This window comes from Hyphomicrobium sp., assembly GCF_051860585.1.
GTDB lineage: Bacteria > Pseudomonadota > Alphaproteobacteria > Rhizobiales > Hyphomicrobiaceae > Hyphomicrobium_C.
Genome location: NZ_JBHYDS010000008.1, coordinates 16369 through 34344, shown reverse-complemented (window position 1 = coordinate 34344; position 17976 = coordinate 16369). Strand labels below are relative to the sequence as shown.

General features: G+C 66.8%; 12 protein-coding genes. 6 read left to right on the top strand and 6 right to left on the bottom strand.

Annotated features, from left to right (window positions below):
* Positions 1–8: 8 nt before the first annotated feature.
* Entirely contained in the window at positions 9–1010 is a 1002-nt protein-coding gene (locus ACTIFK_RS13480) for an NAD(P)H-dependent glycerol-3-phosphate dehydrogenase (RefSeq protein WP_439543597.1), read from the bottom strand.
* 168 nt (positions 1011–1178) lie between these two features.
* Positions 1179–2270 carry a tRNA (adenosine(37)-N6)-threonylcarbamoyltransferase complex transferase subunit TsaD gene (gene tsaD, locus ACTIFK_RS13475; RefSeq protein WP_439543596.1) on the bottom strand — a complete coding sequence of 364 codons (1092 nt, stop codon included), beginning with the start codon at positions 2268–2270 and terminating at the stop codon, positions 1179–1181.
* Positions 2271–2470: 200 nt separating this feature from the next.
* On the opposite strand from tsaD, the gene hemC reads away from it, so the two are divergent.
* The 5 genes from hemC (at position 2471) to acs (ending at position 9942) form a co-directional block, all read left to right on the top strand.
* On the top strand, positions 2471–3400 hold the full coding sequence (hemC, locus tag ACTIFK_RS13470) for a hydroxymethylbilane synthase (protein ID WP_439543595.1): 930 nt from the start codon (positions 2471–2473) through the stop codon (positions 3398–3400).
* Positions 3400–4134, top strand: a complete 735-nt coding sequence (locus tag ACTIFK_RS13465; RefSeq protein WP_439543594.1) for a uroporphyrinogen-III synthase — start codon at positions 3400–3402, stop codon at positions 4132–4134. The genes hemC and ACTIFK_RS13465 overlap by 1 nt, the downstream gene beginning before the upstream one ends.
* A 65-nt stretch (positions 4135–4199) precedes the next feature.
* A complete protein-coding gene (locus ACTIFK_RS13460) occupies positions 4200–6062 on the top strand; it encodes a hypothetical protein (protein WP_439543593.1) in 1863 nt (620 codons plus the stop codon).
* 13 nt (positions 6063–6075) lie between these two features.
* The gene (locus ACTIFK_RS13455; RefSeq protein ID WP_439543592.1) at positions 6076–7806 is read left to right on the top strand and encodes a heme biosynthesis protein HemY; all 1731 of its coding nucleotides are present in this window, start codon (positions 6076–6078) and stop codon (positions 7804–7806) included.
* A gap of 186 nt (positions 7807–7992) precedes the next feature.
* Positions 7993–9942 carry an acetate--CoA ligase gene (gene acs / locus ACTIFK_RS13450; RefSeq protein WP_439543591.1) on the top strand — a complete coding sequence of 650 codons (1950 nt, stop codon included), beginning with the start codon at positions 7993–7995 and terminating at the stop codon, positions 9940–9942.
* Between the two features lie 543 nt (positions 9943–10485).
* On the opposite strand, the gene ACTIFK_RS13445 is transcribed toward acs, so the two are convergent.
* Positions 10486–12558, bottom strand: coding sequence for a M3 family metallopeptidase (locus ACTIFK_RS13445; protein WP_439543590.1), 2073 nt, complete (start codon positions 12556–12558; stop codon positions 10486–10488).
* Between the two features lie 565 nt (positions 12559–13123).
* Here ACTIFK_RS13445 and ACTIFK_RS13440 point away from each other — a divergent pair.
* Positions 13124–13528 carry a DUF2794 domain-containing protein gene (locus ACTIFK_RS13440; protein WP_439543772.1) on the top strand — a complete coding sequence of 135 codons (405 nt, stop codon included), beginning with the start codon at positions 13124–13126 and terminating at the stop codon, positions 13526–13528.
* A gap of 99 nt (positions 13529–13627) precedes the next feature.
* Here ACTIFK_RS13440 and ACTIFK_RS13435 read toward each other — a convergent pair whose 3' ends face one another.
* The 3 genes from ACTIFK_RS13435 to ACTIFK_RS13425 form a co-directional block, all read right to left on the bottom strand.
* On the bottom strand, positions 13628–14401 hold the full coding sequence (locus ACTIFK_RS13435; protein WP_439543589.1) for a Bax inhibitor-1/YccA family protein: 774 nt from the start codon (positions 14399–14401) through the stop codon (positions 13628–13630).
* 255 nt (positions 14402–14656) lie between these two features.
* Positions 14657–17248 (bottom strand): ABC transporter permease, encoded by a 2592-nt coding sequence (locus ACTIFK_RS13430; RefSeq protein WP_439543588.1) that lies wholly within the window; start codon positions 17246–17248, stop codon positions 14657–14659.
* Positions 17245–17940 (bottom strand): ABC transporter ATP-binding protein, encoded by a 696-nt coding sequence (locus ACTIFK_RS13425; protein WP_439543587.1) that lies wholly within the window; start codon positions 17938–17940, stop codon positions 17245–17247. The genes ACTIFK_RS13430 and ACTIFK_RS13425 overlap by 4 nt, the downstream gene beginning before the upstream one ends.
* Positions 17941–17976: the final 36 nt, after the last annotated feature.

Genomic DNA, 17976 nt, shown 5'->3' with positions numbered 1-17976 from the left:
CGCCGGGTTCAATCCTCGGCCTTGAACGGGCGGCTCATCAGGCCGGCGATGGCATCGTCGACCGAGCGGTGGCCTTCGAGGATGCTGTGCACCGCTTCGATGATCGGCATTTCGACCCTCTTCTCGTGCGCGATGCGGACGACGGCGGCGGCGGTGAAGACGCCCTCGGTGACGGAGACGCGTTCGCCGAGAACGGCCTTCAGGCTCTCGCCTTCGCCCAGCGCGCGACCCAGGCTCATGTTGCGCGATTGCGGGCTGCCGCACGTCAGCACGAGATCGCCCAAGCCGGACAGGCCCATCATGGTTTCGTGGCGGGCGCCGAGCGCGTGGCCCAGGCGGCGCATTTCCGCGAACCCGCGCGTGACGAGGGCCGCGTGTGCGCTCGCGCCCAAACCCTTGCCGTCGACGATGCCGGCGGCAATGGCGAGGACGTTTTTCAACGCGCCACCCAGCTCGACGCCGACAATATCGTCCGACCAGTAGAGGCGCAGCTGGCGGTCGCCGAGGCGTTCGGCGAGCAGCTTGCCCAGCCGTTCGTCGCGGCAGGCAATCGTCAACGCGGCCGGCAGTCCGCGCGCAACGTCGGCCGCGAAACTCGGGCCGGAGAGCGCGGCGAGCGTCATGTCCGGCACGGTTGCCGCCGCGACCGCACTCATCAGGAGGCCGGTCTCTTGCTCGATGCCCTTGGCGCAGATCACGAGCGGCTGGCCCGGACGGACGTGCGGCGCGAGTTCGGCCGTTACGGCGCGCACATGCTGCGCCGGGCAGACGAGGAGGATGGCGTCGGCGGATGCGCACGCGGCAAGGCTTTGCGTGGCGCGGAGCTTGGCGTCCAATGCCACGCCGGGCAGGAACGTGCGGTTGACGTGGCGGTCGTTGATGTCGGCCACGGTCTCGGGCTCGCGCGCCCACAGCGTGACGGTGCGGCCGGCCTGAACCAGCGTTTGGGCCAGCGCCGTGCCCCAGGCTCCGGCGCCGATGACGGCAATGCTATCGAGGGTGGGGGGCATCCGTCTTTCTCTTGTGGCGCGGGCTCTTGTGGCGGGCGGGGCCTTTAACTAGCACCTTTCGCATCTCCGGCGCACGACAGAGCGACTTGTGCCCCACTTCGCGTCCGCATGCCAATGTGTCTGGGCACCTTCGTGCCATTACCCCTGGGCACGTTCGTGCCAATGCCTCTAGGCTTTGACGCCGGCGCCGATGGCGGCCGGGGCACCAGGGTCGAGCGGCCAGCGCGGCTTGGCGGCGAAGTCGAGCCCGTCGACCATGCCGCGCGCCAGCCGTTCCGCGCCCGCCCACGCAATCATGGCGCCGTTGTCGGTGCAGAGTGACGGCGGCGGGACGGCGAGGCGATACCCGCGCCTGGCGACGAGCGTGGCGAGGGCGCCCGAGATCCGCTTGTTGGCGGCGACGCCGCCCGCGACGGTCAGGCAGCGGAGCGCATTCGGCGGGAGCTTTCCTTCGGCAAGGTCCATGGCGCGCGACACGCGGTCGATGACGATATCGCACACGGCCGCCTCGAACGCGGCGCAGAGGTCGGCGACGTCGCGGCCGGTCAATGTGCCGACGGCTTCGGCGCGCTGGCGCACGGCGGTTTTGAGGCCAGCGAGCGAAAAATGAGGTTCAGTGCGGCCCAGCATCGGACGCGGCAGGGGAAAGCGCGCCGGATCGCCGCGAAGCGCGGCGCGCTCGACCTCGGGGCCGCCCGGATAGGGCAGGCCCAACAGCTTGGCCGTCTTGTCGAAGGCTTCGCCGATGGCATCGTCCACGGTCGTGCCGATGCGCGTGTAGCGACCGACATCTTCCACGACCAGCGTCTGCGTGTGGCCGCCGGAGACGAGCAGCATGAGGTAGGGCGGCGGGATGCCGTCGGTGAGGCCCACCGTGAGAGCGTGGGCTTCGAGATGATTGATGGCGAGGAACGGGCGGTTGGCGGCCAGCGCGAGGGCCTTGCCCGTCACGAGCCCGACGACGAGGCCGCCGTTGAGGCCAGGGCCGGCCGTCGCGGCGATGCCGGACAGGTCGCGTAGCCCGACGCCGGCCTCTTTTAGTGCCGCTTCGACCAGGGCGTCCAGGCATTCGACATGAGCGCGCGCGGCGATTTCCGGCACGACGCCGCCGTAGGGGCTATGCTCGTCGATCTGTGAGCGTACGACATTGGAGAGGATGCGGCCCTTGGCCGGCTCCTCGCGCACGACGACCGCGGCGGCCGTTTCGTCGCAGCTCGTCTCGATGCCGAGCACGACAAGCGGGCCGTCATCAGCGTTCACTTTACTCTCTTCGGAGGGCACATCACTCTTTTCGGACGGCACAACCCTGTCCTGTTTGCGTTCATCATGCTGGGCGGGCATTAATGGCGCCGCCGCCAGGGCCTAGCCCATCATGGCCGGCCCGTCTTGACCAGCTCGTCTTGACCAACTCGTCGCGACCCGCCAATCCGTCCGTCGCCCTAGCATCCGGAGCCCGAAACTTGCAAGCTCGCGTCCTACGTATCGGCACTCGCGGTTCCCCGCTCGCACTCGCGCAAGCGCATGAGGTGCGGGCGCGGCTGATGGCGGCGCATGGCCTCGCCGAGGACGCCTTCGAGATCCGGACCTTCAAGACGACGGGCGACGTGATCGTCGACCGGCCGCTGGCGGAGGTTGGCGGCAAGGGGCTGTTCACGAAGGAACTCGAGGTGGCGCTCTTTGCGCGCGAGATCGATCTCGCCGTGCATTCGATGAAGGATATGCAGACGGAGCTGCCGGACGGTCTCGACATCGGCGCCGTGCTGCCGCGAGAGGACGTGCGCGACGCGTTCATTTCTCTCAAGTATGCGCGCCTTGATGACCTGCCCGAGGGCGCGGTCGTCGGCACATCGAGCCTGCGCCGCCAAGCGCAGGTGAAACGCATTCGGCCGGATCTTAAGGTCGTCGGCTTCCGCGGCAACGTGCAGACGCGCCTCGGCAAGCTCGCCGACGGGGTGGCGGATGCGACGCTGCTGGCCTGCGCCGGCCTCAAGCGGCTCGGACTCGTGGATCGCATCACATCGGAAATCGAAACGGCGACGATGCTGCCAGCCGTGGCGCAGGGCGCCATCGCCATCGAGACCGGCACCGGCGACGCGTGGACGGCCGGGCTCATCGCCCCGCTCAATCACATCGACACGGCGATCCGCGTGCGCGCTGAGCGCGCTTTTTTGCGACGCCTCGGAGGGTCGTGCCGAACGGCGATCGCGGGATTGGCCGAGATCGACGGAGAGGCGCTGTCGTTCCGCGGCATGGTGTTCTCGCCGGACGGCGCAGAATGTTTCGAGGTCATTCGGGACGGGACGATTCACGATGCCGAGGCCGTTGGGACGGCTGCCGCCGATGTGCTGCTGGAGCGCGGCGCGGGCGCGCTCATCTCAGGGACAACGTAATGCATCTGCTGTTGACGCGGCCGGACAGTGGATCTGAGCGGGACGCGCTCCACATCGGTCTGGAGGCTGCCGGTCATCGCGTAACGTCAACGCCGCTGCTCACGGTGAAGTTCAAAGACGTTATGCCGCCGCTCGACGGCGTGCAGGGCCTGATCGTGACAAGCCGCAACGGACTGCGCGCCGTCGCGGCGGGCGGAATTCCCGAGGCTGCTTTCGGCTTGCCGCTGTTCGCCGTTGGCCCCGGGACCGGAGCGTTCGCGCGGGAGCTCGGCTTCCGGCACGTGATCGAGGGTCCGGGGACGGGCCGCGAACTCGCCGGCGTCATCCGCGGGGTCGCGGCCCCTCAGACGGGCGCGCTGGTGCATCTGGCGGCCGAGCGGCTCGCGTTCGATCTCAAGAACGCACTCGCTGCCGATGGTTTCGATGTTGTCACACATGTCGTTTACGCAACCGAGGCGGCGTCCTCCCTTCCGCCCAAGACCGTTCAAGATTTCCGCGCTGGCGCCTTCGACGGCGTAGTGCTGATGTCCCCTCGGACGGCTCGCGTTTACGCTCATCTGATCACCGAAGCCGGTCTTAACGCGGCGGCAAGCCGTCTGACCCATTTTTGCCTGTCGGACGCCGTCGCGCAGGAACTCCAAGCGCTCGGTTCCGTTAACGCTCCGGTCGCCCGCTTGCCCCATTCACAAGAAATGCTTGCCCTCATCGCCCGCGAGGCGTCAGACTTCTCCTAAGCGCCGCTGCCCTGTCCCCGCAGGTGCGCGAGCCCGACCCCCACGTTCCTGGAGACCCTGCTCCCATGACTGACAAGCCCGATCCCGCAAAGGATGCTGGCCGGACCGATAGTTCTGGCGGAAAGCGTCCACATGCGACGCTCGACCTCAAGGCGACGGAAGTGCGCGGACCCGCTCCGGCGTCCGGTGCGAGTGCATCGGCTGCCGCCGGGGCGGCCGCATCGACTGCAGCAGCCACCGACGCGAGCAAGCCCGCAGGCGCGTCCGCGAGCGCGACAGTCCCTCCGGTCACGCCACCTCCTTCGCCGGAGAAGGACAATGCGGCTTCGGCCGCCGGTCCGGCGGGCGCCACTTCGGCTGCCAAACCTGCGCCGGGACCGATCGATGCGGCGTCCAAGGCCACGTCCGGCCCCACGCCGAAATCCACGACAGCGACGCCTCCTCCGGCCGACGCGGCCAAGTCCGCTCCTTCAGCGGGCGGCGGGTTCCTGTCCCACCTTGCCGCCGGCGTCATTGGCGGTGGGCTCGTTTATGCCGGCGCGGCTTTCCTCGGGCCGGGCTGGTTCCCCGTCGCGTCGAATACGACCGTTTCGCAATTGTCGGAACGCGTGGCTGGCCTCGAAGCGGCGTCTCAAACTGCCGGTGACATTCCCGCGCTCACGGCCAAGGTCACGGACGCGGAAAACCGCTTGGCGGACGTCCAGTCGCTCAAGGACACGCTCGCGACACTCAAGGCCGAGCAGGAGAAGCTGGCTGCGGCTGCGCAAGCGGGCGATGAGGCCAACAGCGGAGCGCGCCTGTCGAAGCTCGAAGAGCAGCTTGCCATGATTGCGTCCAGCGCGACGCAAACGGATGGGCGCGTGCCGCAGCTTGCCGCCATCACCGGCAAGATTTCGGATCTCGAAGCGACGCTGAATTCGCAACTCGCCGAGCTGCGCAAGAGCCTGCCGGCCGAGGTCGATCAGCGACTGGCGGCGACGGCCGAAACCAGTGAAGCCGCCAAGGCCGCCGCGACGCGTCTCGACCGAGATCTGGCGCTGCTGCGCACCGAACAGGCCCGCGGCGCGCAACGCTCGGAAGGCACCAAGGCCGAGATGGACCGGCTCTCGGCGGCGGTTGCAGCCGCGAAGGAAGAGGCCGGCCGTCTGACCGGTGACATCGCCGACTTGCGCAGCTCGATTTCATCGCAATTCAAGTCCGTCTCGCGTCCCGCTGACGTGACTGCCGCCATCAACCCCGTGTCGACCAAGCTCGCCGAGCTCGAACAGAACGTGCAGGGCGTGGTCAAGAGCGAGCAGACCCGCAAACAGAATGCCGAGCGGATCGTGCTGTCGCTCGAGCTGTCCAACTTGAAACGCGCGCTGGATCGTGGGCTGGGACAGGGGTACGCCGCCGAACTTGCGGAAGTGCGCAACGCGTCCGCCGGACAGCTCGATATCGTGCCGCTCGAGCGCTATTCGCAGACCGGCGTCGCCACCGTGCCCGAGCTTAAAAGCGAATTCCGGCCGGTGATGAATGCCGTCATCGACGCCGATCTCGACCCCGTGGACGGCTCCGTGATCGACCGGTTGCTGGCGGGCGCCAAGTCCGTCGTGCGCGTGCGCAAGGTCAGCCACGAGGCGGGCGACAACAGCACCGAAGCCATCGTCGCGCGCATCGAAACTGCCCTCAACGAGAGCCGTCTCGGCGATGTCGTCGCGCAGGCGAAGGCGCTGCCGCCGCGCGCGCAAGCGCCCATCGAAGACTGGCTGAGCAAGGTCTCCGCGCGCCACTCGGTCGATCAGGCGATCGCAACCATCGAGGGCCAACTCAAGGCCTCGCTGGCGGGCGCCGAACCGGCACCACCCGCTGGCGCTGCTCCCACCGCCGCTCCTCCTGCCGCACAACCTGCCGCTCCGGTTCCGCCGGCGGCACCCGCGCCCAACTGAGAGGATCGCGCCGATGACGCGTCTCGTTCTGTTCCTTCTCGGTGTGATCGCGCTCGCGAGCGGGCTCGCGTGGCTCGCCGACCGGCCGGGCTCGCTGCTGGTGGTCTGGCAAGGCTATGAAGTCGAAACCAGCGTCTTCCGCGCCGTCGTGATCTTCGCGGCGTTCCTCGGGCTGGCGCTGTTCGCGTGGTCGCTGCTGGGCCAGATCTGGTCGAGCCCGGCGGCCGTCAGTCATTTTCTGCGGCGCAGGCGGCAACGGCGCGGCCTCGACGCGCTCTCCAGCGGCATGATCGCGATCGGCGCGGGCGACCGTTCGATGGCGACGCGCTATGCGGTGCAGGCGCGGAAGTCGCTGCCCAACGAGCCGCTGACGCATCTGCTGCGCGCGCAGGCGGCGCAGTTATCCGGCGACAAGGCGACGGCGCGGCGCATTTTCGAAGCCATGCTCGCGTCTCCCGATACGGAGCAGCTCGGATTGCGCGGCCTGTTCCTCGAAGCCGGCCGCGAGAACGAGCGCGAGGTGCAGCGGCAGTTCGCGGAGCGGGCGCTGAAGCTCAATCCGAAGCTGTTGTGGCCGGTCGAAGCGTTGTTCGAACTGCAATGCCAGGCCGGGGACTGGCCCGGCGCCCTGCAGACGCTGGCGCTCGCCAAACGTCATGGACACATCGAACGGCCGGTCGCCGACCGCCGCCGCGCGGTGCTGCTGGCCGGACAGGCCCAGGCGCTCGAAGAAGACAATCCCGATCGCGCCCTCACGCTTGCGCTCGAAGCGCATGGGCTCGCGCCGGCACTCATTCCGGCCGCCGCCATTGCAGGCCGGCTGCTGGCCGCGCGCGGCAACACGCCCCGCGCCGCCAAGATCATCCAGAAGACGTGGGTCAAGTCTCCGCATCCCGAGCTGGCCACGGCCTACGCCTACGCCCGGATCGGCGACAGCCCCCGCGACCGTCTCGACCGCGTCAAGCAACTGTTCTCGCTCAACCCGCATTCGATCGAAAGCTCGATCGCCGTCGCGCTCGCCGCCATCGAAGCGCACGACTACGACGAGGCGCGCCGCATTCTCCAGCCCTACACCGAGCAGGGTTTGACGCGGCGCGTGGCGGCGCTGCTGGCGCGTATCGAAGCCGAAGACAGCGGCGACAAGGGCCGGGCGCGGGAATGGCTGGCGCGCGCCGTCAGCGCGCCGCGCGATGCCGTCTGGACCGCCGACGGCGTGACCTCCGACCGCTGGTCGCCGATCTCTCCGGTCACGGGCGTGCTCGATGCGTTCGAGTGGCGCGTGCCGGTCGAGGACTTCGACGGCGGGGAGGATCGCATTCTCGGCGCAGGCCTCACGGAGCTGATGACTGGGCCCGATTCCGAGACGGTCATCGCGGACGAAACCGTGATCATCGAAAGCGCCAAAGCCGAGGCGCCTCCCAAAAGCGACGCACCAGGCGACACTCCAAGCAACGGGCGCGACAGCGTCGTGGCTGCTCCGGACGCGCCGGCGCCGGCACCCAAGACGCCGCCCGCCGCCAAGACCGCTGCACCGCCTGCCGCCAGCCCTGCGGACCCGCAACCGGCCGCAAAGCCCGGCCGCACGCCCGCATCGTCTTCCACACCGAGAGACGAGCGCAAGGCAACAGCCGAACGACCGGCGATTTTCACCTCGCCCCGTCCGCCGGACGATCCCGGTCTCGACGAGGACGGCCTCGCGCCGGACGGCAACGGATTGCGAACGGCCACCGGGACGCGGAGCTGAGGCCGCCTGCGGCGCGCCACGGTGTTAATTTCGCTGGTTTTCAGACGCTTGGAGCTTGGCAGCTACCGGTCGCCATGACGTGCGACGGCGAGCTCCCGTCGCCATTCGACCAAGGACGACGTTGTGGGGCTCACTTGCTTTGCCCATAATGAACCTAGAAAAAAAATACTCCCGGGAGGACACACGATGACGGACAAGGCGTATCCCGTTACGCCCGAATGGGCGGGCCGTGCGTGGCTCGATGACGCGAAATACCTGGCGCTCTACGAACAGTCCGTGAAAGACCCCGAGACGTTCTGGGGCGAAAACGGCCTGCGGCTCGACTGGAGCAAGCCTTACACCAAGGTCAAGAACACCAACTTCGGCCCCGGCGACGTTTCGATCAAATGGTTCGAAGACGGCGAACTCAACGTGTCGGTCAACTGCATCGACCGCCACCTCGCGACGCGCGGCGACCAGATCGCCATCATCTGGGAAGGCGACGACCCGACCGAAGACAAGACGATCACCTATCGCCAGCTGCACGAGGAAGTGTGCAAGTTCGCGAACGTGCTCAAGGCGCACGGCGTCAAGAAGGGCGATCGCGTCACCATCTACCTGCCGATGATCCCGGAAGCCGCCTACGCGATGCTCGCCTCGGCCCGCATCGGCGCCATCCACTCGATCGTGTTTGCCGGCTTCTCGCCGGACAGTCTCGCCGGGCGCATCGAAGACGCCGGATCGACCTTCATCATCACGGCCGACGAGGGCCTGCGCGGCGGCAAGGCGGTGGCGCTCAAGAAGAACGCCGACGAGGCGCTCAAGAAATGCGCCAAGGGCAACGAAAAGATGCTGGTCGTGCGCCGCACCGGCAATCCCGTGCCGTGGACGCCGGGACGCGATCTCTGGCTTCACGATGAAATCGCCAAGGTCACGGCGGATTGCCCGCCGGTGCCGGTCAACGCGGAAGATCCGCTGTTCATCCTCTATACGTCGGGATCGACCGGCAAGCCGAAGGGCGTCGTGCATACGACGGGCGGCTATCTGCTGTTCGCCGCCATGACGCACCAGTACGTGTTCGATTACCACCCGGGCGACATCTACTGGTGCACGGCCGACGTCGGCTGGGTCACCGGGCACAGCTACATCGTCTACGGGCCGCTCGCGAACGGCGCGACGACGCTGATGTTCGAGGGCGTGCCGACGTACCCCACGGCGTCGCGCTTCTGGAATGTGGTCGACAAGTGGAAGGTCAACACGTTCTACACCGCGCCCACCGCCATCCGCTCGCTGATGGGCGCGGGCGACGATCTTGTGCGCCGCACCGACCGCTCGTCGCTGCGGCTGCTCGGCAGCGTTGGCGAACCGATCAATCCGGAAGCGTGGGAGTGGTATCACCGCGTCGTCGGCGAACACCGCTGCCCGATCGTCGATACGTGGTGGCAGACGGAGACCGGCGGCATCCTGATCACGCCGCTGCCCGGTGCGACCTCGCTCAAGCCCGGCTCGGCGACGCGTCCGTTCTTCGGCGTGCAGCCCGCGCTCGTCGACGACAAGGGCGCGACGGTCGAGGGCGCGGACCAGGGCAACCTCGTCATCCTCGACAGTTGGCCGGGCCAGGCTCGTACGCTGTACGGCGATCACGAGCGTTTCGTGCAGACCTACTTCAGCACGTACCCCGGCACGTACTTCACCGGCGACGGCTGCCGCCGCGACGAGGATGCCTACTACTGGATCACTGGCCGCGTGGACGACGTGATCAACGTCTCCGGGCATCGCATGGGAACGGCCGAGGTCGAGAGCGCGCTCGTCAGCCACCCCAAGGTCGCGGAAGCGGCCGTGGTCGGCTATCCGCACGATCTCAAGGGCCAGGGCATCTACTGCTACATCACGCTCAATGCGGGAGAGCAGCCGTCGGATGCGTTGAAAAAAGAACTCGTGCAGCACGTGCGCCGCGAGATCGGGCCGATCGCTTCGCCCGACGCAGTGCAGTTCGCGCCTGGTCTTCCTAAGACGCGCTCGGGCAAGATCATGCGCCGCATCCTGCGTAAGATCGCCGAGGACGAGTATGGCAGCCTCGGCGATACGTCGACGCTGGCGGACCCGTCGGTGGTCGACGACCTGATCGAGAACCGGCAGAACCGCAAGGCGGGTTGATCTCCGCCACGCTTGGCTGCACCAAAACAATGGCCGCCTGTCCTTCGGACGGCGGCCATTACGATTCAGTAGCAGATACTGGTGGACTCGTAGGCGAGGGCAGCGCGTCCTCGGGCTTGTCCCGAGAACCGATCCGATCTCAACCAGGTCCTGGACCGTCGCGCGAGCTTTGACTTGCGTGGGTGCCGGCCTTCGCCGGCATGACGTTGAGGAGGATGGCGGCACGACGACATCCGGTGCTCGAATATCCAAGCAGCGATGCAACCACACTAACGTCATCCCGACGTCATGGCGAAGCCATGCTGCGCACGGACGGGTCGGGACCCACGCAAGCTCCAGCAGATGTCAACGGTCGTTTCGCGTTCGTCCGACCAGCTTGTCATCCTCGGGCTCGTCCCGAGGATCCATGGTTCAGCTGGGATCGCGGTTTGAACTCGAGGCATGGCCCGTCCGCCACCGCCTCGCTTCTTCTCCGCTGCGCGATGGATCCTCGGCACAAGCCCGAGGATGACAGTTAGGGCGAGCGGCTTCGTTCCGGAGGGATCATGTAAGCCCGCGCTTACGGAGAAGGCCTTCGATCTCGGGCGGGCGGCCGCGGAACGCGACATACGCATCGAGCGCATCCTGCCGGTTGCCGGCGGCGTAGATGAAGGTCTTGAGCTTGTTCGCCGTCTTGCGGTCGAAGATGTTGCCGGTCTCCTCGAAGGCCGCGAAGGCGTCGGCGTCCATCACCTCCGACCACAGGTAGCTGTAATAGCCGGCCGCGTAGCCGCCGATGATGTGCTGGAAGTGCGGGATGCGGTGGCGCGGCGTGATTTCGGCCGGCATGCCGATGCGCGCCAGCACCTCGCTTTCGAAGGCATCGACGTCGAGGCCGGATGTATCCTCCAGCGAATGCAGTTCGAGGTCGAGCAGCGTCGAGGCCGTGTACTCCACCGTTTGGAACCCCTGGTTGAACGTGCGGGCGGCTTCGAGCTGTTTCAGGATCCGCTCCGGCATCGGCTTGCCCGTCTTTTCGTGGAGCGCGAATTTCTTCAGCACCTCGGGCCGCGACAGCCAATGCTCGTAGAGCTGGGACGGCAGCTCGACGAAGTCGTGCATCACGTTGGTCATGGCGAGCGAGGGGTAGGTCACATCGGAGAGCAGGCCGTGCAGGCCGTGGCCCAGCTCATGGAACAGCGTGCGGGCATCGTCGAAGGAGAGCAGCGTCGGCGTGCCCGGCGCGCCCTGCGCCACGCTCATGACGTTGACGACGATCGGACGGACACTGCCCGCAAGTTTGTGCTGGCCACGATAGGACGACATCCAGGCGCCGGAACGCTTCGATGGGCGGCCGTAGTAGTCGCCGTAGAAGAGGCCGACGTGCTCGCCAGCCTTAGTGCGAACCTCCCAGGCGCGCACATCCGGATGATAGACCGGCACGTCGGGGCGCGCCTCGAAGACCAGGCCGAACAGGCGGCCGGCGGTGTCGAATGCGGCGTCGAGAACGTTGTCGAGGGTGAGATAGGAGCGCACCTCGGCCTCGTCGAGCGCGTAGCGGGCCTTGCGCTCCTTCTCGGCGTAGTAGCGCCAGTCCCAGGCGGCAATCTTGAAGTTCTCGCCTTCCGCGCGCGCCCGCTTTTCGAGCGCGTCGCGTTCGGAGCGCGCGCTGCGGAGCGCGGCCGGCCAGACCTTGTCGAGCAGCTTGCGGACCTCGGCGGGCGTCTTGGCCATCGTGTCGTCGAGCACGTAGGCGGCGTAGGTGTCGTAGCCGATCAGGCGGGCCACCTCGCTGCGCAGCGCCATCATGCGCACGACGATCTTGCGGTTGTCGGTCTTGCCGCCGTTTTCGCCACGCTTGATCCAGGCTTTCCACGCTTCCTCGCGCAGGTCGCGGCGGGCCGAATACTGCAGGAACGGCTCGACGCTGGAGCGCCCGAGCGTGATGGCGTGGCTGCCCGGCTTGCCGAGCTGGACGGCCGCTTGCGCCGCGGCATCGCGCACCGAAGGCGGCAGGCCGTCGAGGTCGCGGTCGCCGTCCAGCATCATGTGCCAAGCCTGCTCGTCGGCCAGAACGTTCTGCGTGAACGCCGTGCCGAGGGTCGCCAGCTCGGTGTTGATTTCGGCGATCCGCTTTCTCGACTTGGAATCAAGGGCGGCGCCCGCGCGCACGAAGCTCTTGTAGGTGCGCTCCAGCAAACGGAGTGCTTCGGAGTCAAGGCCAAGGGCGTCGCGTCGCTCGTAGAGATCGGCGATGCGCTGGAAGAGGCGGCGGTTGAGGAGAACGGCGCTCTGATGCTGCGCGAGCTTCGGAGCGATGTCGCGCTCGATGGCCTGCAGCGCATCGTTGCTGTCGGCGCTCGACAGGTTGAAGAAGACGTCGGCGACCTTGGTCAGCAGCGTGCCGCTCTTTTCCAGGGCGACGATAGTGTTGGCGAACGACGGCTTGGCTTCGCGCGTCGCAATGTCCGCGATCTCGCGCTTGTGCGCCTTGAGCGCTTGGGTGAAGGCCGGGCCGAAGTGCGCCGGCTTGATCGACGCGAACGGCGGCGCCTTGAACGGTCCGCGCCACGGCGCCAGCAACGGGTTGTTCGTTGCGCCTGCGCTGGTCGCTTTCTTTTTCGTTGCGGTCGTCATTCGTGAGCCCTCGCGTGAGATGCCGAAGTGTCGGCCGCGTGATCGATAGCCGATGGACGCGCCGCACGCAAAAAACAAAGAGCCGGTTGGGGGAACCGGCTCTTTTTAGAGAGACAAGGAGATTGGGAGACAAGGAGTAGTTGAGGGCATTGGCCCGCTCGGCGGCCCGTTCTCGACCGGACAGGGGGGCTCGGGGTTCCAGTCAGTCAAGACCACCGAGCGGGGATCAATCATCCGAGAGTGACCGCGATTCTTGGCGCCCGCAGGGCCGAGGCGCGACGGCATTCCGGCGGCGCGAAGGAATTTCTGTGCGCGTCGGCTGGGCACGATCGCAGCGAACCGTCGTGTGGGGAGGGGTCGGCCCGGTCCAGGGAGATCAAACTCGGAGGGGGCTTGGGAACGTTCCGAGGCTGGGGATGGACCGGGCCTGACGTACTAAACCTACGCGGCAATGGGGCCTGGACAGGGACGCTTTGTGGCAGGCTTGTGAAAAAGGCACGCCATGCGGCTTGAAAAAGTCGAAGGGCGGCGCGATCATCAGGGGGAAATCGGCGAGGAGGACGCATTGAGCGAATCCGATCCCATACGTTTTCGCCCGCGCGACGCGGGCAGTCACTCGCGCACTCAAACGTCGCTTTCTTCCGTCATCGGACACCCCTCACTCGGCAGTGCGCCCGTCGTCGCGTTCAACCGCGCCGAGCTGGAAGCCATTCTCGACGTCTACGCCCGCAAAGTCGCGGCCGGGGAATGGCGCGATTACGCGCTTCAGATGGGCCGCGAGAAGGCGGTGTTCGCGATCTTCCAGCGCGCCAGTGAGTATCCGCTGTTCCGGGTCGAGAAATGCCCGCGACTGGCGCGGCGGCAAGGCGCCTACAGCGTCGTGCTGCGGAGCGGAGCGGTGCTGAAGCGCGGCGACGAGCTGGCTCGGGTGCTGGCCGCCTGCGAGAGCATCAAGCTCGCGGGGCGCTAAATCGACGGGCGCGTAACCTCCGCGCGGATCGCTTCGGACATGAAAAAAGGGCCCCGCCGGATGGCGGAGCCCTTTTTCCTTCATTGAGCGTTTCCGAACTTACTCGCGGTTGCCCATCAGCTGCAGCAGGTTGACAAACAGGCCCACGAAATCCTGGTAGAGCGACAGTGCGCCGAAGATCGATGCCTTCGCCGCCGCCTCGGCATTGCCGGCCACCTCGAAGTAGGTGTCCTTGATGCGCTGCGTGTCATAGGCGGTGAGGCCCGCGAACACGAGCACGCCGATCACCGAGATCGCGAACTGAATGGCGCTCGACTGCATGAAGATGTTCACGAGGCTGGCGATGATGACGCCGATGAGGCCCATGAACAGGAACGACCCCCAGCCGGAGATGTCCTTCTTCGTGGTGTAGCCCCAAACGCTGAGGCTCGCGAACGTCGCTGCCGTGATGAAGAACACGTTCGCCACCGACGCGCCGGTGAAGACCAGCAGGATCGACGACAGGGACGCGCCGACCAGCGCGGCGTACACCCAGAACGAGGTCTGCGCGGCGCCGACGCTCATGCTGTTCGCCTTGAAGGCGAAGAAGAACACGAAGGCGATCGGAGCGAGGAAGAGCACCCACTTGAGGGGGCTCGCGAAGATCGCGACGCCGAACGAGGTCAGCATCTTGCCGTTCGCCAGCGTTGCCGCGGCGGACCCTGCGTCGGTCGTAACGGCCATGGAGTAAATGAGGTAGGAAACGATACCCGTCAGCGCGACGCCGGCCGCCATGTAGTTATAAACGCCCAGCATGTATGCGCGCAGACCCGCGTCCACATCGGCGCGGCCGACGGTCGTCGGTTGCGAGTATCTGCTGTCAAACTGTGCCATCGTGATCGAGTCCCCATAAAGACTTCTAGCGCAAACTTAATTTGCCCAGCGCATATCGGCATGGATTGGCTCCGTTTCAAGAGAGCTCGATCGCCGCTGCGCCAGACGCTTGAGATTTATATAAGGCTATTCGATCAGAAAGTTAATGAGCGTCGTCTCGTAAATGCGCCGTCAATACTGACGTATACTTACGTATGGCCGCGAAAGCCGGCAGGTTTCTTGGCGGCTCCCGCCTTTTCTAGGCGGTTCTCATTCTTAGGCGGTTCTCAGGGCTTGCGCGGGCTTGGCGCGCAGCACCGACCAGGTCCCGAACGCACCGAACAGCAGCACCAGCCCGATCGAGACCCCGAGCGCCATCGCCACGGCTTCGAGGCTGAAGGAGAACGGGATCTTCATGATCTCGGTGACGGCGATCCAGGCCGCGAATGCGCCGAGCCCGACGGCGAACAGCGCCGAGATGGCGGCCAGCAGCAGATATTCGACGAGATGGGCGGTCAGGATGCGCCGTCGGGTTGCCCCCAGCACCTTGAGCACGACGGCATCGAGGATGCGCCGCCGCTGGGCGGTGGCGAGCGCGCCGGCCAGGACCAGCGCACCGGCCAGCAGCGTGACCGTGCCCGCCGCGCGGACGGCCACCATGACTTTGGACAGGATCGCCGTCGCGGCTTCGAGCGCATCGCGCACGCGAATGACCGTGACCGACGGAAACGCCTTGCCGATGGCGCGGCCGAGCTGCGCTTCCGCGGCGATGGGCGTGCCTTCCGGCAGACTGACGGTGGCGAGAAGGTTGTGCGGCGCGCTTTGCAGCGTGTTCGCCGAGAAGACCATGACGAAATTCAATGCCAGGCTCTCCCACTTCACCTCGCGCAGGTTGGCGATGCGGGCCGTGACGTTTCGGCCGAGAACGTTGACCGTCACCATGTCGCCGATGGCCAAGCTGAGATGTCCGGCGAGGTCGCGCTCGAACGAGACCAGCGGCTCGCCGCTGTAGCCGACCGGCCACCAGTCGCCTTCGACCAGGGTCGAGCCTTCCGGCAGCGTATCCGAATATGTAAGGCCGCGGTCTCCATTGAGCACCCATTGCGCTTCGGGCGGCAGCTTGAAATCCTCCGCCTTGCGGCCCCGCATCTCGACGAGACGGCCGCGCAGCATCGGCGCTTCCACGACATGCGCGCCCGGAGCCTCGCGCTCGATGATGCTGACGAGCGCGGCCGCTTCGCCCTTCGGGACGTCGAGCAGAAAATGGCTGGGGGCTTTCTCGGGCAGGCGGCTGGTCAGCTCCTGGGTCAGGGAAGCGTCGGCAAGCGCCACCGCAACCAACAGAGAGAGACCCGCGCCGAGCGAAATCACGACCGAGCGCGTCAGCCCTCCGGGTGCGCCGAGATTGCCGATGGCAAGCGCCAGCTCGGGCCACTTGGGGCGCGGCACGCAGCGGGCGGTCCACGTCACGGCATGGCCGAGTGCGGTGAAGACGGCGAACACGAGCACGAGCGCGCCGCAGAAGTAGAGCGCGATGCGCGTCGATTCCGACATCATCACAACGAAGCCGAGCAGCGCCGCGGCGATGGCGGCCGTAAGCGCGATAATGGGCTTACGCGGCCAGACGCGCTCGGGCGCGACCTCGTCGCGAAACAGGACGCTCGGCTTGATCAGCTCGGCGCGGCCAAGCGGCCAGAGCGTAAACAACAAGGCGACAAGAATGCCGTACGTGGCGCTGATGAACGCACTCAACGGCGAGAACGTGTATTCGGTCTGGATCGGCAGCTGGTTGCCATAGGCGGCGATCAGAACGCGCGGCGCGGTGAGCCCCACCACCAATCCAACGGCGACGCCGATGATCGTGATGACGAGAACCTGGACGAGGAAAATCCAGAGCACCGTGCGGCTGGTGGCGCCGACGGTTTTCATGGTGGCGATGACATCGCGCCGCCGGTCGATAAACGTCGCGACGGCGCTGGCGATACCGACACCGCCGACGAGAAGCGCGGCCAAGCCGAGGAACGTCAGGAACTGACGCAACCGATCGAGCGTGCGCGAGACCTGGGGCGAGGGGTTGCGCCGATCGGCGATTAGGAAGCCCGAGGGCTCGAGTTCCCGCTTGGCCATGTCGCGAAACGCGCCGACGTCCTCGGGGACTGCTCCCTCCGGGTTTGGGCGTTTCAGCGCATACCGCCAGCGCACGAGCGCGCCCGGCTGGATCAGCCCCGTCTTTTCGAGGTTTGCGGTGGAGATAAACACGCGCGGACCATACGTGAGGCGGTCGGCCACGGAGTCGGGCTCGCTCTCCAGCTCCGCGCGGACGGTGAAGTCGACCTGCCCGATGCGGACCTTGTCGCCGATGGCGAGGCCGAGCTGGCTCAGGAGAATGGGATCGGCCACGACGCCGGGGGAGTCTGAAGACCCGATCGCCTCGTGGAAGGGCGCGCCTTTCACCACGACCTGTCCGGCCAGCGGGTAGGCGGCGTCGACGCCCTTGATCTCGATCAGCGCCTGCTGCTCGCCGTCGAGGCTGCGCGCCATCGTCCGCAAGGTGGCGGCTTCGCTCACGGTTCCGTTGCCGGCCAGCCAGTTCCGTTCGGCATCGGTGGCGCGGGTGTGCATGCGGGCAAAGGTCAGGTCGCCGCCGAGCAGCACCTCGCCCTGGCGTTCGAAGCCGGTGCGCAGGGCGTCCGACAAGGCGCCGACGGTGGCGATGACGGCGACGCCGAGCGCAACGCAGGCCATGAAGATGTAGAAGCCGCCGAAGCCGGACCGCAGATCGCGCAGGGCAATGGAAAAGAGCCGCGTGGCCGACAATCCGGTCCGCGTCCGCGGTTGTCCAATGTACGGTTCTGCCGCCGCGGTCATGCCGCCACCACGGACTGCTCGTCGGCCACGATGCGCCCGTCCGCCATGCGGATGGTGCGCTCGCATTGCTTGGCGAGGCGCTCGTCGTGCGTGACGAGAACGAGGGTCGCGCCGCTCTTTCGTTTCATGCCGAACAAGAGATCGACGACCGTGCGGCCGGTCTGGCCGTCGAGATTGCCGGTCGGCTCGTCGGCCAGCAGCAGTTTCGGCTGCGGCGCGAGCGCGCGGGCGAGGGCGACGCGCTGCTGCTCGCCGCCCGAGAGCTGCGCCGGGAAGTGGTCGAGCCGCGGGCCGAGGCCAACGTCGGCCAGCAGGTCGCGCGCGCGCTGCCGGGCCTCGGCGACGCCGGCAAACTCAAGCGGCAGGGCCACGTTCTCGAGCGCGGTCATGGTGGGGATCAGATGGAACGACTGGAACACGATGCCGATGTCTTCGCCCCGCGCCAGCGCCAGCTGATCCTCGTTGAGGGCATTGAAATCGCGCCCGGCAACCTGCACATGCCCACTGGTGGCGCGCTCCAATCCCGCGAGGATCATGAGCAACGAGGTTTTTCCGGATCCCGACGGGCCGACAATGGCAACCGATTGGCCTTGGGCGATGTCGAGCGAAATTCCCTTGAGGATCTCGACGAGACCGGCTCTGCTCGCGAGATTGAGCCGAACGTCGGCGAGGCGGATGATCGGCTGAGGCAAAGAATTATGGCTCCATCTGTCGCGAATCGTCTGTGT